This is a genomic window from Peptoniphilus sp. (assembly GCF_034090345.1).
Lineage (GTDB): Bacteria > Bacillota > Clostridia > Tissierellales > Peptoniphilaceae > Peptoniphilus.
The window spans coordinates 1-17,495 of the sequence record NZ_JAXDSS010000047.1 but is presented as its reverse complement, the minus strand read 5'-3'; the positions used below and the strand labels follow the sequence as shown (position 1 = coordinate 17,495).

Sequence of the window (17,495 nt, the reverse complement as noted above, 5' to 3'; positions counted from 1 at the left end):
CTGATACTTTTTGTATATATTACACTATTTAAGACAGATTTTCATCTTTAATTGATATATTGTTTAAATTTTAAAAAAAGTACATAAAAAAACCTTGAAGCAAAAACTTCAAGGTTATAATTCTGGTGCACCTTCACGGACTCGAACCGTGGGCCCACTGATTAAGAGTCAGTTGCTCTACCAACTGAGCTAAAGGTGCACATGTTTGATAACAAAAAACATTTTACACTCATTTTTTTGTTAAGTCAAGTATTATTTCCAGACTTATTTATACATCAAAAAAGAGCCTGGGCATCGGCTCTTTTAATGCTTTTAATTTATTCTCTTCTTCCTAGTTCAGAATCATAACGGTACAAGCCTGTCCAAGATTCTCCCAATCTTTCCATTTTTTCAACAATTCCTCTAAAAGTAGCTTCTTCTTCAACTTGTTCTTTTATATATCCGCCTAAGAATTCAAGAATTTCATAGTTCTTTTCTACAGTTGCTTGTTCATAAAGTTTTCTAATTCTCTTTGTAACTTCTTTTTCATGCTCTAACGCTGTTTTAAATAAATTTGTAAAGCTTCCATATTCAACTTCCGGCTTTTCAATTGCCTCATAAACCGGCACTGAATCTAAAAGAAATATAAATTTATAAAAATCCATAGCATGTTCTAATTCTTCTTTTGCTTGGAAGCTCATGAAGTGTGCGAATCCATCCATCCCCTTGCTCTTGCAATAAGAAGACATAGCTGCGTAAATATATGCACTACTAATTTCAAAATTCATTTGTTCGTTTAAACTTTCTATTAAGTTGCTCATATTTCTTTCCTCCTACACTAATCCCTACTAATTTGAGCCATAAAGTTCATATACTCCATAAAGTTTAACTTTTAGTTCAACTAATTTTTCAACAACTTCAGGAATTTCACTCGTCAAGATATTTAAACTCATTCCATTGTATTTAAGTTTTCCCAATCCATAATATTTAGACTCCACAGAATTAAAATTATCCAACAGAATTTTAATATTTTTATCCATATCTCCAATCAAAAAGAAAACATTTCTTTTTTCATCTGTTTCTTGAATATTTATTTTGTTAATTAACAAAGTGTTATCCATTAGTCATCTACCTCTCTGGAAATACTTTTACCCCTTTTGAACTTTAATAAACTATTTATTCTGAATATCCTAAATTATCTAGTGATATATCCACATCATTAGCTTTTAATTTAATATATTTTATTTTATCCCTATCTATATTAAAAACTTCCATAGGTATTTTAACCGTTTTAAAAGAGCTGTTATAATCATAATTTTCAGTAAATTGTTGGAATTTAGAAATTTCAACTTTTATTTTAGGCTGTAGCTTTGCATAGTCTTCAAGTTTAACGCTTTTTGCATTTCCAAAATCATCTACTAATTCAATTTCTAAATCCGTTCCACTGTAATTTTCTTCTTTATCATTTGTCATAACGTCTAAACTCAAATACTTTTTACCTGGCACATAATCTACAAAGCTAAAAATATACTCCCCACTTCCACTAATTACAAGCGAATTATCTTCTGTATCAAAATCACCTATATATGTACTTTCTTCAGTAACACTCAATTTATCAAACCTTGTCTTTCCATGTGAAAATGTAGTTAAATCATAATCTTCATCAAAATTCGCTATCACATCAAATGACGAATTTTGATATCTGCTCCACACAGGTGTTGATATTTCTTTATACTCCTCAGGATTTTTTATCAGATTCAAATCCCCGGTATTGAAAAAACTTGCTTTTAGAAATTCACCTATCAAAAAACTTGCAATGTTTTGTTGGTCTTCTGATTTTAAAAGAGAAACTCTGTTTAAAAACCATGATTTAGGCGGGTCAGTGTCCATTTTCCACTCGCTATTAAACTTTCCGTGGTTTGCATTTCCTAGATATATTGCTGATTTAAATCTTCCATCATCCAATGAAGTGTTGTTGTATAATTTCATTCCTTCAAAACCGTCTACATCAGAATCATGAGTCCCGTGTATTGTCAAAAAATTTAGTCCTTTTAGCTTTAAGTCTTTATTTGCAAAATTATATTGGTCCACAGTTGGAGCAATTGCAACTACTGCTTTAGTTTTAAAGTCATACTTTATTTTTTCCCCATTGTCAGGGTTATATTTTAAATTTAATAACTCAGCAGCAATGCTCGCTGCTTCTCCTCCTCTTGAGTGTCCTATAAATGCAATTTGATTTCTGTCGAATAAATTTTCAAATTCAGTTTTGGTTTCACTATTCTTTATCAAATATTCCAAATTGTCCAACAATAAATATGCCCTTGCATCATTTTCATTTTTTAATCCAAATTTAGAAAATCCGTTTAGCATGTTCATATCTACACTTGCCATTGCTATCCCCTGTCTTGCCAATTGCTTCCCAAGATAGTCATAGCCTTTATAACTCGGAGTTGTAAATCTGTGATTGCCATGGGCCAAAATTACAAGCGGTACATTGGTAGCTCCCTCAGGATACCAAAGTCTTCCCTTTATTGGAACTTCACTAAGTGTCTTAGAAAAATATTTATCTCTTACCCACTTAGTCCTTCCGGAATACTTAACATAAGGTCTCAAATTAACACTATCCCCTTGATAATCTTTGTACTCTGCTGAATATATTATATTTTCTTCAATAGTTTTATCTGCCACATTTTCAAAATCAGGTTTATTTTCAACCCCCGGATAAATTATAAATATAGATGTTAATCCAACTACCACAGTTGTTAATAGCATTGTTACAATTGGTAAAACTTTTTTGTTTTTTGAAGCACTTATGCTCTTTGCAAATATCATCAAAATCAAAGCACTTACAAATGCCGCTAATATTTCTTCAAACTGTGACCAGTCCATTTCATCTGCAACGTCATCTATAAATTTATAGCAAATAAAAATTCCAATGCAGAGCATTGCAAGATTTGAAGTCTTAATTCGATTAATAAATATGGTCAATATTTTTAAAATAAAAAAACAAATGCTTATTATTATATATAGCACTACCGAACTTCCTATAAATGCTGCAATTAACGGAACTCCCAAATCAGTTATATAAAAATATACATTTGTAGCCAATAATCCTGCAAAAATAGCTTTTAAAATTCTCTCTGCCGGCTTTATTCTGCCGTATTGATTTCTTAAAAAACTTTGAATTTTTGCAAGTAACCGTATCAATATTACTTTAATCTTCATAAAAAAAGGCGGTTCACCCGCCCATCACTCCTTCTCAAGTTCTTTTAATTCTTCAGGCCTTGCTTCTTCATCCTTTAGTGTGGAAGTCATCCCTAGATACTTTTTATTAAATTTACCCGTTCTCTTAACTTCACTTATCTCATAAAGTTCTATTTCTGAATCTTCTTCGTCTGAAAACATAACTTTTACCAATTCTTGAATCATGTAAGTTGATATTACAGTACCTTTCCCTTGTTCAGTTTCAACAACTTCTCCAATTTTAGGCATTCTCTTTATTATGCACTCATATCCATCTTGTTCATACTTTAAGCAACACATAAGTCTTCCACATACTCCTGAAATTTTAACAGGATTTAGAGAAAGTCCTTGGTCTTTTGCCATTTTTATAGACACAGGGTTGAATTCTGACAAGAATGAAGAACAGCAAGTCTCTCTTCCGCAACACCCAAGAGCTCCTACTACTTTAGCTTCATCTCTCACACCTATCTGTCTAAGCTCTATTCTTGTTCTAAAGATTGTAGCCAAATCCCTGACAAGTTCTCTAAAATCTACTCTTCCCTCTGCCGTAAAATAGAATAGTAGTTTTGACTTATCAAAAGTATATTCAGCATTTATAAGGTTCATCTTCAAATTATGGTGCTCTGCTCTATCTTCAAATATGAGCATGGCTTCCCTTGCTTTATTTCTGTTGTCTATATGTTCAGATTTATCTTCATCTGTTGCTATTCTTAAAACTGATTTTAGATCTGATTTTATCTCTTCTTCATCAATCTCTTTCTTTATTACAACCCTTCCAAATTCCAATCCTCTTATCGTTTCTACTATTACGTCATCTTCGATCTTTGCACCAGTTGATTTAGGGTCAAAGTAATAAATTTTACCTGTTTTCTTAAACCTGACGCCAACTACGTCTAACACTATATTCCTCCTATAAAGAGCTGCCCTATGGTCAACTCAAAATTTGCGTTATCTTTTAAATATTTTTTCGTCCTTTGAATTTGTCTATATATTTCAAGGGCTTGTTTAGTTGATATATTTTGCTTTTGAATGTAGTTTAGCTTATCTATGTTTATATAAAAAGACTCGCTCACATTCTCATTAAATATTATTACATCTCTTAAAAAGATACTATATATATTAAAAAATTCCTCTAAATTTTCTTTGTTTTCTTCAAAAAATCCCATTTCTCTAAAAGGGTCTGTATTTAAATTTATAAGTCTGTCTATTAATTCAAAACTTTTATCTCTAAATGCTATAGCAGATGGATCAGTAGCATATTTCATTGCTCTTTTTACAGAGCCCACCGATATTCTTGAAAATAAATTTGCATTTTGACTGTCAAGTCCTATATTGTTCACTAGGAAATCACTTATTTCTTCATCATCAACATCTTTAAACTTTATAAATCTACTCCTCGAAGCTATTGTTGGAAGTATATTTGAAATTGACTTTGCTATCAAAATTATCTTCAAATACTCCTCAGGCTCTTCCAATGTCTTTAATAGTGCATTTTGTCCACTTACACTCACATTTTCAAAACCATCTATGATAAACACTTTATACTTTCCAGAAAATGGATTCTTCTTAGCTTCACTTATAAGTTCCTCGATTTGTTCCTTTTTGATGGAATTTCCTCTTACAACGTGTAAATCTAAGGTGCTATCTCCCAAAATTTTCTTGGCAAAAGCTTTAGCTAGTGTAAATTTCCCAACCCCCTCACTTCCAACAAATAAATAAGCGTGGTTTATATCCCCAGTTTCTATATTCTTTTCAAGTTCCTGCTTTGCATCTCTATTTCCTACGAAATCTATTAACATTAAATTCTCAAATTATCTTCAACATCTACTACAAAAATTGTAGCTCCTGAAACATTAAATTTACCTTGTTCAGTTTCAATACGTTCTTCTTTAGTAATTTCTTTAAATATAGAATAAACTTTTTCAATTTCAGACTCTTCGCACCCTAAAAGTAGAGTTGAGTTCCCATTTTTGAAAAATCCTCCTGATGAAGAAATCTTTGTTACATAAACTCCCTCATCATAAAATCTATCCATGATTTCATCTATAAACTTCTCTTGCACTATCGCAATCATCATTTTCATAATCTAAAACCTCTTAAAATCTTCTACGTGTAAAACAAATGAAGTAGCTCCACCAACAGTAACCTTTATAGGCATAGGTAACATTGCAGTTCCCGGTATATTTATAGTCTGTATAGTTCTTGTAACTTCCCTTGTCTTTGCATTATTTTTTACAACTGTTAAATATTCATCAACTTTATCATCTTCTACACCGGATAAAAGAGTTGAATTCCCGCTCTTTAAAAATCCTCCAGTAGTGCTCATCCTAGTAACTCTAAATCCTGCTTTAGTGATTTCTTCTGTTAACTTTTCGGCATCAACATCTTGAATAATTGAAATTATTAACTTCATTTTCTATCCAACCTTTCCAAAATGACATCCATACAGTTTTTAAAAACTTCTTCAACTGACTGTGTTGCATCTATTACAGTATATCTGCCACTTTTAATCAAACTCTCATAGCCTTCTCTTACTTTAGAGTGAAACTCTCCCTTTTCCAGTTCAAGTCTATCTCCTCCAACTTTTAACTTTCTCTCAACAGAATTATTTTTCTTTACATCAAATAAAAACGTTATATCCGGCGAAACTTCTCCAACAGCAAAATCGTTTATCTCTTGTACTTGTCTTTCCCCAAGACCTCTCGCATAACCCTGATATACTAATGAAGATACTATAAATCTTTCGCATATAACTATTTTACCCATTTTTAATGCCGGTTCTATCAACTGTTCAACATGTTGAGCTCTAGAGGCTGCATATAAAAGAGCTTCTGTTCTTGATGTCATTTCAACATTGTTATTGTCTAATATAAAATCTCTAATCTTCTCTGAAATTTCAGTCCCACCTGGTTCCCTAGTCTTCAAACAATTAAACTTTCGTGAAAGTTCTTCATAAACTTTATTTGCAATTGTAGTTTTCCCACACCCATCAGGGCCTTCGAAAGCTATAAACAAACCTCTCATTTAACTACCTCTACCTTATTATTTGCAACTCCTGAAAGTTTAGGATATCTCTTAAGTTCAGCCACAATTTCTCTTGTAAACTCTTCTCCATAAGATATAATAGGCACTCCAGGCGGATAGAGCATTACTATCTCACTTGAAATTTTCCCTATGGCATCTTCTACTTCCACCAATTCAGTATCACTTTCAAAAGCTTTCTTAGGTGACATTACAACTTTAGGCACTATCTCTCTATATTTCTTATCGATATTTTGATAAACTCCAACAGAAATATCTTTCAAAGCTTTTTCTAAGTAATTAAAATCTTCCGTTTCATCGACTACCGATAAAATACAGAGGGCGTAGTATAAATCACCCATTTCTAATCTTATATTATATCGTAAAGCCAACTCATTAACAACGTTAAGCCCACTGTGACCTTTAGTTCTAAAAGCAAGTTTTAAAATATCTATATCGGCAATAGAGTTATCTTCTACTTCCAAAAATTCAACTATTCCCTTTAAATTTTCTTTAAACTCTTTTACTTCTTTCTCTATTTCACCAAATCCGCCATTTCTTTCTAAATAATCAATTCCAAATTCACTAGATAACATAGAAAGATAAGATGGAGAAGATGACATCAATAAATTCATCATCTTTAAAACTTTTTTATGCTCTATATCACAATTTACGTGTAGCATTGCTGAGCCGGTCAAGCTTGGCAATGTCTTGTGTGTAGAATGCACAATCACGTCTGCATATCTAACAGCCGACAGCTCTCTCTGTCTTGAAAAAATTAAATGTCCCCCGTGAGCCTCATCAACTATCAATTTACACCCATTGTTGTGAACAATTTCAGAAAGTTCTTTCAAATTCAAAATCATTCCATAATAGTTAGGGCTTGTTAATACAACCAACTTTATATTTCTATTAGATTTTAATTTTTTATCCAATTCAATTGGGTCAACTCCCAATAAAAGTTGTCTTTCTTCATCAAACTTTGGATTTATAAATTCTAAATTCAAATCAAATTGCACTGCACTATTGTATATCGACTTATGAGAATTTCTCTGTATCAAAATTGTATCATTGGACTTTGTCAAAAGTGAGATTGCTATCTTTAACGCCATTGTCGAGCCCTCTGTTATGAAGTAACTTCTCTTGACCCCATAAATTTTAGCTATCTCTTCTTCACTTTTTAGGATGCACTCTTCAGGCTCCATCAAATTATCTGCGCCAACAACCTCTGTTATATCATCTCTAAAATCAAAATCATATATATCTTTGGACTTGTGCCCCGGCATTGAAAATGCACTTTGTCCTCTCAAATTTTTTAATGCTTCAAAAATATATCTTTTCATAATTACATTATAATTAATTTTAAAAATTATTTCGATGTTTAAAACAAAAAAGGACTTCTCGTTAAAAGAAATCCTTTAAATATTAATTTTAAAATGCTGAATTTCTAAGCACTTCTTCTCCATATCCACCTGCTTGAGGTAGTGGCATATTAGTTGAATTTGGTGCTCTAAATATTCTGATTGGTCTAACGCCAACTTCTTTAGCTGCTAAGACATCATCATCACTATCTCCGTAGTGAATAGCAACATTGTGTTTCTTTATGAAGTAAGATTTGTCATATTTAAATCCTTCTCTTGGAGTATCTGCTGTATAGTCAATAGGATTTACTTTTTGCATATTAAAATAATTTTTCAAATTGTTTGCAGTTTTATCAACATAGCCTTCTTTATACATACTTCCTCTTGTTCTACCTGTTATAAAGAATATGTTGTCTCCTCTTTCCATATGCATCTTTATTATTTCTTTCGTAGATAATTTAGGAATTGAATGAGCATCTCCTTCGAGTGCAACATAGTCCCAGAACTTTTGGTCTTTTAAGAAATCAAACTTTCCTGGAGTAAGTACTGTTTTTCCATATTGGAAATATTGACTTGAGAAAAGTAATGTATCGTCTATATCAAAACTTACATTAATCGGTCCCTTGTCCTTCAAAGAGTTTTTAATATCTTCCACTGATACATATTTTATAAATGCAGCGTCACTTTGAACAGTAACTCCCGGTTGAGTATATCTAACTTTAGGTCCGGCAGCAAACGATACCATAGGTGCTGCTAATGTTACAGCTAAAGTTAAAATTGTACCTGTCTTCAAAATCTTATTTTTTATATTCATACTACCACTCCTTTACCATACTATATCATCATTGATTTATTATGTAAACGTATTTTTAATAATTGATTTTAATTTTATCAAATTTTCATTCCATTTAAATTAAAAAAGGTAGTCTGCCAAACTGACAAGCTACCTCATATTTATTATTCTTCAACTTTTCCTTTAACTCTCTTAAGTCTGAAAAAGTCTTCTCTTTCTTTTTCGGCTAAAACATCTTCAATTTCTTTCAATGTCTTTTCTTGTTTAGGAATTTGAATTTTTTCAAGAGCATTCGCTCTCTTAACACTCTTTTTAATTTCCTTTCCAAGTTTATACAAACTAGTTTCTATTTCTGCAAGCTCATAAATTTTTTCTCTGAGCTCATTCATCTCAAGATATACTTTGTCAAAAGCAAAAGATGTCTCATAGATACTAAATGTACTTCTTGGATTGTACTTACTATAGTGTATTTCAGGAATTTCAACTCCCATTACAGACCTGTAACCAACTTTGTACTCTTCTTCTTTTGGCATTGAAAGCGAAAGGTCAACTACAGATTCCCAACCCATAGTAACTGAAGCCATTGTCAATGAGTCGTAAGATTTTTTAAAACTCTCTTCTATGTCCTCTTGAATTTTTATGGCTCTTTCATTTAACCTCATCATTTCTCTAATTAGTACAGTACGTTTTTTATCTAAAAGGCTATATCCCTTTTTGGCAAAAGATAAAGACTCCTTCACTTTTATAAGGTTTGCCTTTGTAGCTGTCATTTTCTTTGCCATAATATCCTCCTATAGATACTTCGCTTGAATCTTAGGATCAATTCTAACAAGCATTTCCTTAGGCAATATTTTCAATAGTTCCCATGCCTTATCAAGCGTCTGCTCCATACTGGAATTTTCGTGGAATCCTTGGCCTACAAATTCTTTTTCAAATCTTTCTCCGAACTGTAATAACTTCTTATCGTCTTCACTAAGTTCTTCTTGTCCTATTATTTGAGCAAGCGCACGAACTTCTATTACTCTTGAATATGAGGCAAAAAGTTGTGCGGAAACATCTGGGTGGTCATCTCTTGTATATTCTTCGCCTATACCGTCTTTCATAAGACGTGAAAGAGATGGTAGTACATCTACCGGTGGATAAATACCTTGTTGATGTAAGTCCCTACTCATTACTATTTGGCCCTCTGTAATGTATCCTGTAAGGTCTGGGATAGGGTGTGTGATATCATCTGAAGGCATTGTTAAAATTGGAATTAAAGTTACAGAACCTTCTACACCTTTAACCATTCCAGCTCTTTCATAAATTGCCGCCAAATCAGAATATAGATATCCTGGATATCCCTTTCTTGAAGGCACTTCACTTCTTTGAGAACTTACCTCTCTCAAACTTTCTCCATAACTTGTCATATCTGTCATAATTACAAGCACGTGTCTGTGTTCTTCAAAGGCTAAGTACTCAGCTGCAGTAAGAGCACATTTAGGAGCTATAATTCTCTCCATAATTGGGTCATCTGCATAGTTCAAGTACATTACTACCTTATCCATTACTCCAGCTTCCATAAAGTTATCTATAAAGAAACTGGCAACTTCTCTCTTCAAACCCATTCCACAAAATATAACTGCAAATTCGCTATCTTCGCCAACTATGTGAGCTTGTCTTACTATTTGCGCAGCGAGTTCATTGTGTGGAAGTCCTGAGCCCGAGAAAATTGGAAGCTTTTGTCCACGAATTAAAGTCATTAGAGAATCTATTGACCTTATTCCCGTTTCAACATAGTTTCTTGGATACTCTCTGGCAACAGGATTCATAGGACGACCGTTTACATTATAGAACTTATCAGAATAAATAGGTCCTCCTTTATCTCTCGCTATACCTATACCATTAAATATTCTTCCCAATATCTCACTTGACATAGGTATTTCAAAAGGCTTGCCTTCAAATACAACTTTTGTGTTTGTTGTGGAGATTCCCATAGATTCTCCAAAAACTTGAACAGTTGCCTTATCTCCATCTATACCTATTATACGGCCTACTATATTTTCAGATTTACCTTTGACAGATAAACTAACTATTTCTCCATAAGCTACGTGATGAAGACCTGATAGTTCTACAAGAGAACCTTCGACTTTATCTAAAATCAAATATTCTTTTTTCATACTATCACTCCTCTATCTCATCAGGGTCTGAGTATTGCATTCTCAAGCCCCTATAAAACTCACGAATTTTGTTGTTCAAAATAGTGAAAGGTGCATAATCTTCATTAGTTATATCGTATTTCATATTTATTATTTCTGAAATCAAACTACTGTTTTTAACTTCTGAAATTGATACTCCCAAATCCAACACAGACATCCCCTCCCTGTAGAGTATGTCTATTGTATTTAACATTTCAAATTGCTTTTCAAGTGGTACAAATGCATCTATTTTGTGGAAAGCATTTTGTTGTAAAAATCCAACCTTTGTTATTCTTGCTATTTCAAGTAAAAATCTCTCTTTATCTGGAAGAACATCTTCTCCAACAAGCATTACAATTTCTTGAAGTTTTGATTCTTCGTGAAGTATTCCCAAAAACTTACTTCTAAGTTCAGGTAAATTCCCTTCAAGTCTATTATCATAGTAGTTAGATAAGCTTGAAACATACCCTGAATAAGAATCTAACCAATGTATAGCTGGATAGTGTCTGCTATATGCAAGGTCTTTATCAAGCGCTAAGAAAGTATTTACAAATCTTCTTGTATTTTCTGTTACGGGTTCTGAGAAGTCCCCACCAGCTGGAGAAACAGCCCCTATTGTAGTAACTGAACCATCTTTCCCTGATAAAGTAACCGCTGAACCACTTCTTTCATAAAAACCTGCTATTCTACTTGGCAAATAAGCTGGATATCCCTCTTCAGCCGGCATTTCTTCAAGACGCCCTGAGATTTCACGTAAAGCTTCTGCCCAACGTGAAGTAGAATCTGCCATCATTGCAACATTATAACCTTGATCTCTAAAATATTCCGCCATAGTAATGCCTGTGTAAATTGATGCTTCTCGAGCTGCAACCGGCATATTTGAAGTATTTGCAATCAAGATTGTCCTATCCATCAAAGGTTTTTCGCTATATGGGTCAATTAGTTTAGGAAAATCCTCCAAAACTTCTGTCATTTCATTCCCACGCTCACCGCAACCAATGTATACTATGATGTCTGCATCACAATACTTTGCAATTTGATGTTGTGTCATTGTCTTTCCTGTACCAAAGCTTCCAGGTATAGCAACTGTACCGCCTTTAGCGATTGGGAAAAATACATCTAAGACACGTTGTCCTGTTACAAGCAATGTATTTGCATCTTTAAATTCCCTTACCGGTCTTGGTACACGCACCGGCCATTCATGACTCATTGCAACTTCTATAACGCCACTTTCATTTTCAACTTTCACTACAGTTTCTACTATGTTATAGTCGCCTTCTTCTATAACCCATGTAACTTTTCCCGATACATTTGGAGGTATCAAAACTTTGTGAGTAATTATCTGTGTTTCTTCAACTTCTCCAAATATTTCTCCTCCAGTTACAATATCTCCCACATTTATTGCAGGTTTCAAGTGCCATTTTTTCTCTAAATCTAAATTGCTAAGTCCTATACCTTCCGGTATGAATGCCCCGTGTTCTGCTTCTATTCTGTTTAGTGGACGTTCAATCCCATCAAACATATTTGATAACATACCAGGTCCAAGACGTACCGAAAGCGGAGCGTGAGTAGCATAGATTTCTTCATCTCTCTTAAGTCCTTCTGTCTCTTCATAAACTTGAACTATACCTTTATCTCCCTGAATGGCTATTACTTCTCCAATTAGCTTTTTGTTCCCAACTTGAACCATTTCACGCATTGCAAAAGTAGACATAGGTTCTCCAACTACTACCGGACCGTTTATCTTAACTATTTTAGCTTGTTCAGACATTTGCTGCCTCCTTCTTGAAGAGATCATGCAAAAGCATCCCTATTTCATATCTTTTTTCTTCAATAATAGTGTATATATCATTATTTAAATTATAAGTCTTAGCTTCATTACTCAAGATATGTCCACCTATCATCCAATCTTTTTTTATAACCGGTATTAACTTTATTCCTCTTTCACCAGCTATTTTTTCAATTTCATCATAGTATTTTCCCATATCTTTTTTAGTAAGACCTAATCTGTATGTTCCCTCTTTCAAATGATTAAAGGTAACTATTATACCGTCTATAAGGTGTTTCTTGTATTCATAAGAATCCGTCCAAGCCCAAGCTCTTTGTCTTATAGTTTGAATTAAATCATCTTCTAATTCATTCATAATTCTAAGCTCTAAAACCCTTTTTTCTTCCTTTGCCTTGGCAATTTTTTCATTTCCAAGTTCTTTTGCAAGCTTTTCTCTTCTCGATATCATATCAGCAGCTTCTCTTTCAAGAGAGTCCTCTTTTTCTTTTCTTATACGGTCTCTTTCATTTTCCCACTGTGCAATTTTCTTTTGGAATTCAGTAACACGATTTTTATAGACGACATTCTCAAACATTTCCAATTTATTTTCAATTAATATCATCTTATCACCTATCTAATTTTAGACCCACAGCTTCCTTAACATACTTCAATATAAAATCTTGTTCTTTAAATCCACCACGTCCAGGAAGTGTAACTATTAATGGTCCTCTTTTTTTCTTCTTAGCCTCAAAGACTTCTTCTCTCATCTCTTGAAAATCATCTTCAGACAATAAAATTATACCTATTTGGTTTTGTTTAAGGGCATCTTTGAATTCCCTCTTCAAAATATTGACATCTTTACAAAATATCCCTTCAAAACCACTCATTCTCAATGCCACAAGAAGCTCATAATTTCTGCTTATTGCGATGGATTTCATTAAAGTTTACCTAAAATCATTATTGAGATGATAAGTCCATAAATTGCTATACCTTCTGCTAAGCCTACAAAGATAAGTGTCTTACCTAATATAGAATCATCTTCCGAAACAGCTCCTAACGCAGCTGAACCAACTACGCCCACTGCATAACCGGTACCAATTGTCGCCATACCTGTTGAAAGTGCAGCTGCAATTAATCCAAGTCCATTAACTCCTGTAGGTTCAGTTGCTGCACTTACTGCTCCTGGTACAAGAAGCACAAAGGCTGCAACTATTGTAGGTATAAAAACAGCCAGATTAGACCTCAAAAGTTTCTTAAGTCTTGGTCTGTCTCCGCCAATCCCCTTTTCTATTAAAACAAGTCCATAAAATATAGTCGCAAACACTACAAGTGATGCTAAAATTAAAATCATTTCCATTTTTTTCCTCCTCTTTCTGTATTTCTAAAGTTAATCTTATCTGAGCTAAATTCAACTCCGCTACCTTGGTAATAACGACTAAATAATTCGTAATATTCAAGTCTAAGACCTTGAATAAACACTATAAGCCCTTCTAATCCAATAATTAAAATGTTTCCCAAAACCAATATCAAGACATTTCCAACTGTATGGTTTGCCATTTCAGCCATTGTGTGGAAAGCCATAAACAAACCTACGTGGTTTATCGCAAATGCCCCAACTCTGATAAAAGAAACAATCCCTGACAAAGTTGAAATTAAAAGTTCTATTATTGAAAAAGAACTTTCTATAAAATAACCTGCCTTACCTTCTTCATAACTTACTTCTTGTTTATATATCTTTGAAAGTATAGGCTTTCTAAATATCATTGCAAGTATTGATAAAATCAAGACTCCTATTGCAACTGGTGTAGGTATCACGTGCACATAGCCTGTCGCATCTAAGAGCAAGAAAATAAGCATTACAAACACTACAAATCCAAGGAGTCCGTGTTCACCAAACAATCCTTGATTTAAATCCTTATTTCTAAAGGCATTTATGAAATTCATAACATATGCCATTACAAGTAAAAACACCCCAAAAGATATCGCCATGATAAGCACTTGATTTATGTTTTCAAAAGGTCTTATCCATAGAGGTTGAATTATCTCTTCGTTTCCAAACACAGAACCGTAGAGCACACCGAATACCATACTGCTGGCACCAAGTCTCATCAAAAGAGGTCCCATATCATTTTTAAGTTTTTTCTTTAAAAGAATTCCTGCCAAGAAAAATACTAAACCTTGTCCTAAATCACCAAACATCGCCCCAAATAGAATCATATAAGTGATTCCCAAAAATACTGTAGGGTCGATTTCATTATAGTTTGGAACTCCATACATTCTAACTAAGAGCTCAAACGGTTTAAAAAAAGAATTGTTTTTTAGCTTTGTAGGTGGTTTGAAAATTATATCTTCTCCATCAGCATCTACCGCTGTAATTAATGTGTCAGAATATTTTTCTAACTGTTCCTTTACTTCTTTAAATCCATCTTCGCTTGCCCATCCTGATAGTAGGAAGTATTTTTTAGCTTTAGCCATTTTAGACTTAGCTTCTTCAATTCTTCCAAGCACCAACATTCTAGCTAAAATTTTATGAATTTCTTCAGTTTTACTCTTGTAAAGAGTTTGTTTTTCCACTTCTATTTCTTCAAGTCTGTTGTTTAATGCAGCTGCCTCAGCTTCAATTTGATTTAAAGTTTCTTTGGCAGTTCCTTGTGAATACTCTAAAATTGGAACGTCTATCCAATGTAGAGAACTCAATATTCTGTCTATTTCCTCATGAACTTCATTTGGATATATCGCCAAATATACTTCTTCATTTTCATATGAACCTGTATGAAAAACTGCCGCTAAAATATGGTCGTAATTTTCTTTTAGCTTAAGCCTTGCAGCTTTTTCAATTCTTCCGAATCGAGCTGTAAAATACTCCATATTTTTTAGTTCTCTTAAGTCGACATCAACATTTCTAAATAATGCCAAGTTTTGACTAATTCCCTGAGAAACTTCTAATCTCTTGTTTATGTCTTCTATTTCCTTACGTAAATTAGCAGTTTCTTCATATAATTTATCAAAATCTTTTTCAGTATATTCACTTGATCCCTCTTGCTCAGCTTCAAGATTTTCAATGCCAAAATATTCCATCAATTGTCTCGCTTGTTGCGTTCTCTTTCTGTTGTTATTATCAGCGACAAATGGCCCAAGATTGTTCAAATCCACAATCATATCCACATTTTCAGCGTTCAATTCATAAATGGCATTGTTCTTTGAAAGCTGCGTCATGGCATCTACCATATCTATAGACTCACTTTTTAATATATCCAACAATATATTTTCTAAGTCATCAAGCTTTCCTACTACATTAAGCATGACCATTTTTTCTACTGCCATACTTCACCTTCCTTTAACGGGATTGTCAAAAGATCCCTTACAATATTTGAGTTAATCCCCAATCTCTTTCCTTCTAATACTGTGGAGACATCTCTAATTTGTAATTCCATCAATAAAGTTATTGAAAGAATTTTCCCTATATCAAAACCACTTGTTTGATATGCATTTAAAAATTTTGTATATAAATCACGTTCCATTCTTATATCCATATTTGCAGCTTCTCTTCCTCCTGGGAATAAGAAGCTAAATTTGGTATCTGCTATAATCTTTAAAAATTCTTTTATATCCTCGTATGCCAAAATAGATAATTTTTGCCTTGATAGTTTTTCTCCACCATCTATTAAGAAATTTACCATTTCCTGTGGCAATATAGAATATGTCTTTTTCCCCCTGTATAAATAGGTTATATTTAACAAATCTATATGATGACCGATTAAGCTCAATGCCAACTTTGAACTTGAGCCACTAAGTTTCTTTGCTCTTTCAATTAAATTTTCATAATAACTCTTATCCAAAGTCATCTCTATATAAAATAATATTCTGTCATCTGGAATGTCAGTGTACACCATTAGCTTTCTGGCATAGTCAGTGCCTTTTAAAGTTTCGATAAACTTCTCAGCTTTCCAATCTCCATCTTCCGGAATTATTGTAGGATTTAGTGCTACAAGACTCTCTCTCAAAAGATTCCTATTTTCACCGTGTACTATAGTTCTAAAAATTCTCTTTATGTCTCTTATTTTGTATCTCTCTAAAAGACCACTGTAGAATTTTCTCTCTTCACCTTGAAAAAAATAAAGAAAATTCTTTAATTCTTCATATACTTTGTGTTCCATCTGCTTATTTACTTCATATAAATCTATTGTTTCTTTTCCACTTGGTAATTCAATATCAAGTTTCCATAACTCATTGAGCTTAGCTAAGGCTGCCTTTGATGTATCTATTCCCAACAATTGTAATTGAGGACTTTGTTTTATATATTTAGCATATACGGCTCTTGCCTTTGTATTTACAGCAGCATAATTCACACTCTCACCTCTACAGCTCTAAAAGTTTAATCGCCTTAGTTATCAATTCTTCTTTATTTTCTCGATAAATTGATTCCACATCTTTTAACCTCTTCTGATTTTCTTCAGAAATGCTGTCTACTTTCGCCATTGCCTCACTGTACACTCTGTCATACCTTTCTATAGCTCTTTTCTTAGCTTCTTCATGGCTTTTTAATTCAAAATTATTTAGCATATTTTGAATTTCAGCTTTCGACTCTTCTAATTCTCTCTCGGCTTTATTGGTAAACTCTTTAGTTTTTTTGTCTAAACTAAGTATCTGTTGAATCAATTCTTCCAAAATACATCACCTTCCTTTAATTTAAAAAAACGACCGGCCAATGGTCGCTATTTTCTAATTGCAAAATTTTCACTTTTCATAAATCATCTTGAGTGTACTCCTTTTAATTTAATAATGCAAATTATTTTTTCTATTTTTTAGCCAATTTTCAATAAGTCTTTTTTATCTTTTAATAATTAAAATTTATAGATATGCCCAAACATTGTAAAATCTGAGTTTCTAAGTTTATATTAAGGCTCTATAATATCTGTTGGGGAGTAAATCTCTAACAGATGTTTTTGTATAAAAAATTTGCACTTATATGCATTTAGTCCTAAACTTAAAATAACTAAAACCAAATTTAAGATGTGCATATAAGTGCAAAATAATAATATTATGAATTTGTTTGGTTTTAAAGATGTAGTTTTTGATAGTTTTAATGAGGATAATGAATTTGTCCATGTTCATCTTTTTGTTTCTAAGATGTCTATCTGTCCTCATTGTGG

19 protein-coding genes and 1 tRNA gene are annotated in these 17,495 nt (G+C 32.9%); all 20 read right to left on the bottom strand.

Annotated elements, in window-relative coordinates:
• Positions 1-123: 123 nt before the first annotated feature.
• The 20 genes from SOR77_RS03975 to SOR77_RS03880 all read right to left on the bottom strand — a co-directional run bounded on the left by SOR77_RS03975 (position 124) and on the right by SOR77_RS03880 (position 17,010).
• A tRNA-Lys gene (locus SOR77_RS03975) sits at positions 124-199 on the bottom strand.
• Positions 200-317: 118 nt separating this feature from the next.
• Positions 318-800, bottom strand: coding sequence for a ferritin (locus SOR77_RS03970; RefSeq protein WP_320635889.1), 483 nt, complete (start codon positions 798-800; stop codon positions 318-320).
• Between the two features lie 27 nt (positions 801-827).
• Positions 828-1,100, bottom strand: a complete 273-nt coding sequence (locus tag SOR77_RS03965) for a hypothetical protein (RefSeq protein ID WP_004819113.1) — start codon at positions 1,098-1,100, stop codon at positions 828-830.
• Between the two features lie 55 nt (positions 1,101-1,155).
• The gene (locus SOR77_RS03960) at positions 1,156-3,204 is read right to left on the bottom strand and encodes an MFS transporter (protein ID WP_320635888.1); all 2,049 of its coding nucleotides are present in this window, start codon (positions 3,202-3,204) and stop codon (positions 1,156-1,158) included.
• 24 nt (positions 3,205-3,228) lie between these two features.
• Positions 3,229-4,122: a stage 0 sporulation family protein gene (locus tag SOR77_RS03955; RefSeq protein ID WP_320635887.1), complete on the bottom strand. Its 894-nt coding sequence runs from the start codon at positions 4,120-4,122 to the stop codon at positions 3,229-3,231.
• Positions 4,122-5,021 carry an ATP-binding protein gene (locus tag SOR77_RS03950; protein WP_320635886.1) on the bottom strand — a complete coding sequence of 300 codons (900 nt, stop codon included), beginning with the start codon at positions 5,019-5,021 and terminating at the stop codon, positions 4,122-4,124. Before SOR77_RS03950 ends, SOR77_RS03955 begins: the two co-directional genes overlap by 1 nt.
• A complete protein-coding gene (locus tag SOR77_RS03945; RefSeq protein WP_320635885.1) occupies positions 5,021-5,305 on the bottom strand; it encodes a cyclic-di-AMP receptor in 285 nt (94 codons plus the stop codon). Before SOR77_RS03945 ends, SOR77_RS03950 begins: the two co-directional genes overlap by 1 nt.
• Positions 5,306-5,308: 3 nt before the next feature.
• Positions 5,309-5,635 carry a cyclic-di-AMP receptor gene (locus tag SOR77_RS03940; RefSeq protein ID WP_320635884.1) on the bottom strand — a complete coding sequence of 109 codons (327 nt, stop codon included), beginning with the start codon at positions 5,633-5,635 and terminating at the stop codon, positions 5,309-5,311.
• Positions 5,632-6,246 (bottom strand): dTMP kinase, encoded by a 615-nt coding sequence (gene tmk / locus SOR77_RS03935; protein ID WP_320635883.1) that lies wholly within the window; start codon positions 6,244-6,246, stop codon positions 5,632-5,634. Before tmk ends, SOR77_RS03940 begins: the two co-directional genes overlap by 4 nt.
• The gene (locus tag SOR77_RS03930) at positions 6,243-7,586 is read right to left on the bottom strand and encodes an aminotransferase class I/II-fold pyridoxal phosphate-dependent enzyme (protein ID WP_320635882.1); all 1,344 of its coding nucleotides are present in this window, start codon (positions 7,584-7,586) and stop codon (positions 6,243-6,245) included. The genes tmk and SOR77_RS03930 overlap by 4 nt, the downstream gene beginning before the upstream one ends.
• 88 nt (positions 7,587-7,674) lie before the next feature.
• A complete protein-coding gene (gene aphA, locus SOR77_RS03925) occupies positions 7,675-8,418 on the bottom strand; it encodes an acid phosphatase AphA (protein ID WP_320635881.1) in 744 nt (247 codons plus the stop codon).
• A 143-nt stretch (positions 8,419-8,561) separates the two neighbouring features.
• Positions 8,562-9,179, bottom strand: a complete 618-nt coding sequence (locus SOR77_RS03920; RefSeq protein ID WP_320635880.1) for a V-type ATP synthase subunit D — start codon at positions 9,177-9,179, stop codon at positions 8,562-8,564.
• Positions 9,180-9,188: 9 nt separating this feature from the next.
• Positions 9,189-10,556, bottom strand: a complete 1,368-nt coding sequence (locus tag SOR77_RS03915) for a V-type ATP synthase subunit B (RefSeq protein WP_320635879.1) — start codon at positions 10,554-10,556, stop codon at positions 9,189-9,191.
• A 4-nt stretch (positions 10,557-10,560) separates the two neighbouring features.
• Positions 10,561-12,345: a V-type ATP synthase subunit A gene (locus SOR77_RS03910; protein WP_320635878.1), complete on the bottom strand. Its 1,785-nt coding sequence runs from the start codon at positions 12,343-12,345 to the stop codon at positions 10,561-10,563.
• The gene (locus SOR77_RS03905) at positions 12,338-12,964 is read right to left on the bottom strand and encodes a hypothetical protein (protein ID WP_320635877.1); all 627 of its coding nucleotides are present in this window, start codon (positions 12,962-12,964) and stop codon (positions 12,338-12,340) included. Before SOR77_RS03905 ends, SOR77_RS03910 begins: the two co-directional genes overlap by 8 nt.
• Before the next feature lie 4 nt (positions 12,965-12,968).
• The gene (locus SOR77_RS03900; RefSeq protein WP_320635876.1) at positions 12,969-13,280 is read right to left on the bottom strand and encodes a V-type ATP synthase subunit F; all 312 of its coding nucleotides are present in this window, start codon (positions 13,278-13,280) and stop codon (positions 12,969-12,971) included.
• A complete protein-coding gene (locus SOR77_RS03895; RefSeq protein WP_004819137.1) occupies positions 13,280-13,699 on the bottom strand; it encodes an ATP synthase subunit C in 420 nt (139 codons plus the stop codon). Before SOR77_RS03895 ends, SOR77_RS03900 begins: the two co-directional genes overlap by 1 nt.
• Positions 13,690-15,666, bottom strand: coding sequence for a V-type ATP synthase subunit I (locus SOR77_RS03890; RefSeq protein WP_320635875.1), 1,977 nt, complete (start codon positions 15,664-15,666; stop codon positions 13,690-13,692). Before SOR77_RS03890 ends, SOR77_RS03895 begins: the two co-directional genes overlap by 10 nt.
• Positions 15,657-16,691: a V-type ATPase subunit gene (locus SOR77_RS03885; protein WP_320635874.1), complete on the bottom strand. Its 1,035-nt coding sequence runs from the start codon at positions 16,689-16,691 to the stop codon at positions 15,657-15,659. The genes SOR77_RS03890 and SOR77_RS03885 overlap by 10 nt, the downstream gene beginning before the upstream one ends.
• Before the next feature lie 10 nt (positions 16,692-16,701).
• Positions 16,702-17,010, bottom strand: a complete 309-nt coding sequence (locus SOR77_RS03880; RefSeq protein ID WP_320635873.1) for a hypothetical protein — start codon at positions 17,008-17,010, stop codon at positions 16,702-16,704.
• Positions 17,011-17,495: the final 485 nt, after the last annotated feature.

Bases quoted from the DNA above. Each gene is read 5' to 3' on its own strand.
- SOR77_RS03970 (WP_320635889.1), bottom strand. From the start codon at position 800: ATGAGCAACTTAATAGAAAGTTTAAACGAACAAATGAATTTTGAAATT.
- SOR77_RS03965 (WP_004819113.1), bottom strand. From the start codon at position 1,100: ATGGATAACACTTTGTTAATTAACAAAATAAATATTCAAGAAACAGAT.
- SOR77_RS03960 (WP_320635888.1), bottom strand. From the start codon at position 3,204: ATGAAGATTAAAGTAATATTGATACGGTTACTTGCAAAAATTCAAAGT.
- SOR77_RS03950 (WP_320635886.1), bottom strand. From the start codon at position 5,021: ATGTTAATAGATTTCGTAGGAAATAGAGATGCAAAGCAGGAACTTGAA.
- SOR77_RS03945 (WP_320635885.1), bottom strand. From the start codon at position 5,305: ATGAAAATGATGATTGCGATAGTGCAAGAGAAGTTTATAGATGAAATC.
- SOR77_RS03940 (WP_320635884.1), bottom strand. From the start codon at position 5,635: ATGAAGTTAATAATTTCAATTATTCAAGATGTTGATGCCGAAAAGTTA.
- tmk (WP_320635883.1), bottom strand. From the start codon at position 6,246: ATGAGAGGTTTGTTTATAGCTTTCGAAGGCCCTGATGGGTGTGGGAAA.
- SOR77_RS03930 (WP_320635882.1), bottom strand. From the start codon at position 7,586: ATGAAAAGATATATTTTTGAAGCATTAAAAAATTTGAGAGGACAAAGT.
- aphA (WP_320635881.1), bottom strand. From the start codon at position 8,418: ATGAATATAAAAAATAAGATTTTGAAGACAGGTACAATTTTAACTTTA.
- SOR77_RS03920 (WP_320635880.1), bottom strand. From the start codon at position 9,179: ATGGCAAAGAAAATGACAGCTACAAAGGCAAACCTTATAAAAGTGAAG.
- SOR77_RS03915 (WP_320635879.1), bottom strand. From the start codon at position 10,556: ATGAAAAAAGAATATTTGATTTTAGATAAAGTCGAAGGTTCTCTTGTA.
- SOR77_RS03910 (WP_320635878.1), bottom strand. From the start codon at position 12,345: ATGTCTGAACAAGCTAAAATAGTTAAGATAAACGGTCCGGTAGTAGTT.
- SOR77_RS03905 (WP_320635877.1), bottom strand. From the start codon at position 12,964: ATGATATTAATTGAAAATAAATTGGAAATGTTTGAGAATGTCGTCTAT.
- SOR77_RS03900 (WP_320635876.1), bottom strand. From the start codon at position 13,280: ATGAAATCCATCGCAATAAGCAGAAATTATGAGCTTCTTGTGGCATTG.
- SOR77_RS03895 (WP_004819137.1), bottom strand. From the start codon at position 13,699: ATGGAAATGATTTTAATTTTAGCATCACTTGTAGTGTTTGCGACTATA.
- SOR77_RS03890 (WP_320635875.1), bottom strand. From the start codon at position 15,666: ATGGCAGTAGAAAAAATGGTCATGCTTAATGTAGTAGGAAAGCTTGAT.